Source organism: Nocardioides sp. NPDC057772 (genome assembly GCF_042798075.1).
GTDB lineage: Bacteria > Actinomycetota > Actinomycetes > Propionibacteriales > Nocardioidaceae > Nocardioides.
The window spans coordinates 1-5,460 of sequence record NZ_JBHVKN010000277.1 but is presented as its reverse complement, the minus strand read 5'-3'; the positions used below and the strand labels follow the sequence as shown (position 1 = coordinate 5,460).

6 protein-coding genes are annotated in these 5,460 nt (G+C 69.0%); all 6 read left to right on the top strand.

The features are described 5' to 3' along the window. The coding region (locus ACFVJS_RS26105; protein WP_378886436.1) for an L-erythro-3,5-diaminohexanoate dehydrogenase at window positions 1–807 on the top strand (807 nt) is incomplete at its 5' end. Then, complete coding sequence (locus ACFVJS_RS26100; RefSeq protein WP_378886434.1) at window positions 804–2,372, top strand: lysine 5,6-aminomutase subunit alpha; 1,569 nt, start codon at window positions 804–806, stop codon at window positions 2,370–2,372. The genes ACFVJS_RS26105 and ACFVJS_RS26100, both read left to right, overlap by 4 nt. Further along, window positions 2,369–3,109: an OAM dimerization domain-containing protein gene (locus ACFVJS_RS26095; protein WP_378886432.1), complete on the top strand. Its 741-nt coding sequence runs from the start codon at window positions 2,369–2,371 to the stop codon at window positions 3,107–3,109. The genes ACFVJS_RS26100 and ACFVJS_RS26095 overlap by 4 nt, the downstream gene beginning before the upstream one ends. Beyond that, the gene (locus ACFVJS_RS26090; RefSeq protein ID WP_378886430.1) at window positions 3,106–3,504 is read left to right on the top strand and encodes a hotdog domain-containing protein; all 399 of its coding nucleotides are present in this window, start codon (window positions 3,106–3,108) and stop codon (window positions 3,502–3,504) included. The genes ACFVJS_RS26095 and ACFVJS_RS26090 overlap by 4 nt, the downstream gene beginning before the upstream one ends. 684 nt (window positions 3,505–4,188) lie before the next feature. Then, a complete protein-coding gene (locus tag ACFVJS_RS26085; RefSeq protein ID WP_378886437.1) occupies window positions 4,189–4,941 on the top strand; it encodes a polyprenol monophosphomannose synthase in 753 nt (250 codons plus the stop codon). Then, complete coding sequence (locus tag ACFVJS_RS26080) at window positions 4,938–5,420, top strand: FxsA family protein (RefSeq protein WP_378886427.1); 483 nt, start codon at window positions 4,938–4,940, stop codon at window positions 5,418–5,420. Before ACFVJS_RS26085 ends, ACFVJS_RS26080 begins: the two co-directional genes overlap by 4 nt. The last annotated feature ends 40 nt before the right edge of the window (window positions 5,421–5,460 follow it).

Below are 5,460 nucleotides of genomic sequence, written 5' to 3'. Positions count from 1 at the left end.
GGCGGGATGCTCGTCGGTGTCGTCGAGGAGGCCGGCCCGGACTCGCCTCTGGGGCTGAAGGTCGGCGACCGGGTCGCGACCTTGGTGTCGCTGACGCTGACCCCGTTGGTGATCGAGGACGGCCTCGCCGACTGGGGCGGTGACTCCGAGCAGGTGCCGTGCGACGGCTATGCCATCCTGTTCGGCCGCTCGATCGCAGCGGTCCTGCCCGACGACCTCGCCCCGGAGCTGGCGCTGTCGGTGATGGACGTGTGCGGTGCCCCGGCGTTGACCCGGCGGGTCGTGTCCGAGCGCTATCAGGGCGGCGTGGTCGCCGTGATCGGTGGCGGTGGGAAGTCCGGGTCGCTGTCGCTGGCCGCCGCGCGGGATGCCGGAGCCGGCCACCTGATCGGCATCGTCCCGACCGAGGCCGAGGCATCCCGACTTCGCGAGGCCGACCTCGCGGACGAGGTCGTCGTCGCCGACGCCCGCAACCCGGTCGCCCTGCGCGACGCGGTCGCCAAGGCTGCGCCCTTCGCCTCGGGCTCCGCTTCGGCAGGTGGCCCCGCCGACGTCACCGTCGTCTGCGTGGACGTGCCCGGCTGCGAGGGCGGAGCCATCCTCGCCACCGCCGACCAGGGCACCGTCGTCTTCTTCTCGATGGCGACCTCCTTCTCCGCCGCCGCGCTGGGCGCCGAGGGACTCGCCGCCGACGTCACCATGCTCGTCGGCAACGGCTACGTCCCCGGCCACGCTGTCTACGCCCTGGATCTTCTCCGCGCCGATGCCGGGGTCCGGGCACTGTTCGAAGGGAGACTGGCCCAGTGAGACTCGATCTGGACCCACGCACGATCGCCAGAGCCCGCGCACTGGCCGCGAAGGCCGGCGAACCGATCGTCGAGATGGCGACGAAGCACACCACCGTCGCCGTCGAGCGTGCCACGCTGCGGCTGGCGGGGCTCGCCGGCGCCGACCCGGACGGCACCCCGTGGGTGAACCACCTGGTCGACGCGGTGCGCGCCGACGTCGGCCTGGAGCACGGGATCGCCCTGCCGGTGTGGCACGCGCTGGCGGCCCACGGCAACGACCTGACCCGCCTCGCCGAGGAGGCCGCTGCCGGGCAGGTGACCTTCCACCTGCCCGAAGGTGCCGAGGCCGAGCTCGCCGCGAAGCATGCCCGCGAGGCGGTCGGGGTCGGCATCGCCCGGCTCGACGCCAGCCGGGTCGCCCGCGAGCGGATGATCGCCGAGATCGGCGACGCGCCCCGCAAGCCGTGGATCTACCTGATCGTCGCGACCGGCGACATCTACGAGGACATCCCGCAGGCACAGGCGGCCGCCCGCGAGGGCGCCGACATCATCGCGGTCATCCGCTCGACCGGCCAGTCGCTCCTCGACTACGTGCCCGAGGGCGCCACCCGTGAGGGGTTCGCCGGGACGTACGCGACGCAGGAGAACTTCCGGCTCATGCGTGCGGCACTCGACGAGACGAGCCGCGAGCTGGGCCGCTACGTACGCCTCACCAACTACGCGAGCGGGCTGTGCATGCCCGAGATCGCGGCGCTGGCGGGCATGGAGCGGCTCGACATGATGCTCAACGACTCGATGTACGGGATCCTGTTCCGCGACATCAACCCGGTGCGTACGTTCGTCGACCAGCGGCTCTCGCGCCAGATTCACGCCCGCGCAGGGATCATCATCAACACCGGCGAGGACAACTACCTCACCACCGCCGACGCGGTCGAGGCGGCGCACACGGTGACCACCTCGCAGCTGCTCAACGAGTACTTCGCCAAGGAGGCGGGCCTCGAGGACTGGCAGCTGGGTCTGGGCCACGCCTTCGAGATCAACCCCGACGTGCCGGACTCGTTCCGCCTCGAGCTCGCGCACGCGCTGCTGGCGAAGACGATCTTCCCGGACGCTCCGCTGAAATGGATGCCGCCGACGCGGCACATGACCGGCGACATCTTCAAGGGCTACCTGCTCGACGGGTTCTTCAACCTCGCCGGCGCGATGACCGACCAGGGCATCCTGCTGGTCGGGATGATGACCGAGGCGGTCGTGACGCCCTGGCTCTCCGACCGCGACCTGGCCCTGCAGAACGTGCGGTACGTCATGGACGCCGCCGGGCGCCTCGGTGAGGACTTCCACCCCGCCCCCGACGGGTTCATCGCCAACCGGGCGCGCGAGGTGCTGGGGGAGTCGATCGACCTGCTGGAGAAGATCATCGACGAGCCCAACGGGCTCCTGGACGCCATCGCCGACGGCACCTTCGGCCTGATGAAGCGGCCCGCCGACGCCGGCAAGGGCCTCGAGGGCGTTGCCGAGAAGTCCGAGGCGTACTACAACCCCGCGAGCGACATCCTGGAAGAACCCAGTCTGGAGGACAAGTGAGCATCATCAGGCCGTACGGCGACACCACCGGCGACGGGATGGTGCAGATCTCCTTCACGCTGCCGATCAAGCACAGCAAGGTCGCCGACGGCGCCGCGCTGCAGCTGGCCAACAAGATGGGCATGGAGCCCGCGATGGTCGTCCACTCCAAGCCGATGGGCGACGACTTCACCTTCTTCGTCGTCTACGGCCAGGTCAACCACCTCGTCGACACCGACAGGGTGCAGGTGGTCGAGCGCGACTTCCCGCTGCTGACGCCGAAGGAGGCCAACGCGGTGATCAAGGAGACGCTGCGGCGGCCGATGGTCGTCGTCGGTGCCTGCATCGGCACCGACGCCCACACCGTCGGCATCGACGCGATCCTCAACATCAAGGGGTTCGCGGGGGAGAAGGGGCTGGAGTACTACAAGGAGATCGAGGTCGTGAACCTCGGCGCCCAGGTCTCCGTGCCCGCCCTCGTCGAGGCCGCCGTCACCCGGCGGGCCGACGCGGTGCTCGTCTCCCAGGTCGTCACCCAGCGCGACGCCCACCTCCTCAACACCCGGGAGATGTCCGCCGCGTTCCGCGAGGCCTATCCGGCAGGGGAGCGGCCGCTCCTGGTCGCCGGCGGGCCCCGGTTCGACGAGTCCATGACCGCCGAGCTCGGCGTCGACCGCATCTTCGGCCGCGGCACCACCCCCGCCGAGGTCGCCTCCTACCTCGTCCATCGCACCACCTCGAAGGAGCCCGCCGCATGACCTCACCAGAAGGCAGGCCCAGCATCGGCACCAAGGTCGTCCACCGCCGCTACGTGCCGTACTCCCACGCCCACTACGCCGGCAACCTGGTCGACGGGGCCTACAGCCTGGGGCTCTTCGGTGACGTCGCGACCGAGATGTGCATCCTCACCGACGGCGACGAAGGCCTGTTCGCCTCCTACGACGACGTGCAGTTCAAAGCACCCGTCCGCGCTGGCGACGTCCTGGAGATCACCTGCGAGCTGATCAAGGCCGGGACGCGGTCCCGAGTGATGGAGTTCGCTGTGTACGTCGTCGCCCGTGGAGCCGCCACCGAAGCCCGCCCGGGGGCTGCTGAGATACTGTCCGAGCCGATCCTCGCCACCTCCGCACGCGGCACCGTCGTCGTTCCCTGATCGGCGAAATGAGTACGCGCACGCGACACGCCGGGGTTCCTCGGGAATTCTTCACTTTTTCGGGCTCAGCAGGCTGTTGCTGACCTGCGGAAACATCTGTTTTCGCAGGTCAGCGGCTTGTTGACTTACGCAGAGCGAACGGGTGATGGTGGCAGCGTTCGCCCAGGCAGAGTCGCGGTTGGCGGACCGGCGCTCGACGAATCGGGTCGGGGGGTGTCGAGCCAGGCATACCTTCGTTCCGTTTTCGCGGGCGCGGTCATCGGCCGCGAGGGCAACGCGGGAGGGCAAAGGCGCCCTTAGACAACGATCGTCTCCCTGCAGCCAGCAGGGATCGGAACGGCCCGAAGATCGTCTTGGTCCTCCCGCGCTCTGTACTTTTTTGCGATTGCTTCGCAATTCGCGCAGCGCTTTCGCTTGATCCTCGTCTTCCTCCACTGCGCTCGTCGCTGGCGCTCCTCGCTGCGCTGCGTCCAGACGAGGGACGCTCCGGCGCTGGGTTGTTGGCGATTGCTTCGCAATTCGCGCAGCACCTCCGCTTGATCCTGGCCTTGGTCTTCACGGCGCGAGGATCTTGGGTTCGACCGGGGGACGGATATCCTGTGACTTCCACCCCAATCCTTGACAAGGCCGGCGTACGTGACGAACGAGCAGCTTCCACCCTGGACCGAGATCGGCCGAGCGGTGATGGTGATCCCGACCTACAACGAGGCGGACAACCTCGCCTGGATCGTCGGGAGGCTGCGTAAGGCACAGCCGCGGGTCGACGTACTGATCGTCGACGACGGCTCGCCCGACGGCACCGGCACGATCGCCAACGAGCTCGCGGACAACGACGAGCAGATCCACGTGCTGCACCGCACCGAGAAGGCGGGGCTGGGCGCCGCCTACCTGCACGGCTTCGGGTGGGCGCTCGAGCAGGGCTACGACGTCGTGGGCGAGATGGACGCCGACGGCTCCCACCAGCCCGAGGAGCTCCACCTGCTCCTGGAGGCGCTCACCTCCGCCGACCTGGTGATCGGCGCCCGTTGGGTCCGTGGCGGCTCGGTGGTCAACTGGCCGCTGTCACGGCGGCTGCTCTCGGTGGGTGGCAACTTCTACGTCCGGCTGCTGCTCGGCATCGGCGTCCACGACGCCACCGCCGGCTACCGGCTCTTCCGACGTACGACGCTCGAGAAGCTGCAGCTCAACAGCGTCGAGTCGACCGGCTACGTCTTCCAGACCGAGATGGTGACGCGTACGCTGCGGGCCGGCCTCACCGTCAAGGAAGTCCCGATCCAGTTCATCGAGCGGGTCCGGGGCGAGTCGAAGATGAGCCCTGCGGTCGCCGCCGAGTCGATGCGCCGGGTGACCCGCTGGGGCCTCGCCGAGCGCCGTGATCAGCTGCTCCGCCTGCTGCGTCGCTTCGGGCTCGACCGCTTCGTGGGAGGCCGCCGATGACCACGACACGCCGCCGCAGGTTCTCCTGGGTGCTGGTGCTGCTGTTCCTGGTGATGCCGCTGGCCGAGCTGTTCGTGCTCATCCAGGTCGGCCAGGTCATCGGCGTGTGGTGGACGATCCTGCTGCTGATCGCCGACTCGATCTTCGGTGCCTGGCTGATGCGTCGCGAGGGATCCCGCGCCTGGAACGCGCTGACGACGGCGCTCTCCTCGGGCAAGCTGCCGTCCAACGAGATCGCCGACGGCGCCCTGATCCTGCTCGGCGGCGCGCTGATGCTCAGCCCAGGATTCGTGACCGACATCTTCGGCATCGTCTTGATCCTGCCGTTCACCCGCCCGCTCTTCCGGCGGATGCTGGCCACGCTCGTGCAGAAGCGCCTCGTCACCGCCACGATGCCCTCGACCTTCGGCCCCGGCGCCCGGCCCCGCAACGACGACATCGTCACCGGCGAGGTCATCGACAAGGACAACATCGCCTAGACAGGCATCCGGATACGCCGAAGGCGGTCTCCCGATCGGG

Coding starts and splice junctions, on each gene's coding strand:
- ACFVJS_RS26090 (WP_378886430.1), top strand. CDS start 3,106: ATGACCTCACCAGAAGGCAGGCCCAGCATCGGCACCAAGGTCGTCCAC.
- ACFVJS_RS26080 (WP_378886427.1), top strand. CDS start 4,938: ATGACCACGACACGCCGCCGCAGGTTCTCCTGGGTGCTGGTGCTGCTG.
- ACFVJS_RS26085 (WP_378886437.1), top strand. CDS start 4,189: ATGGTGATCCCGACCTACAACGAGGCGGACAACCTCGCCTGGATCGTC.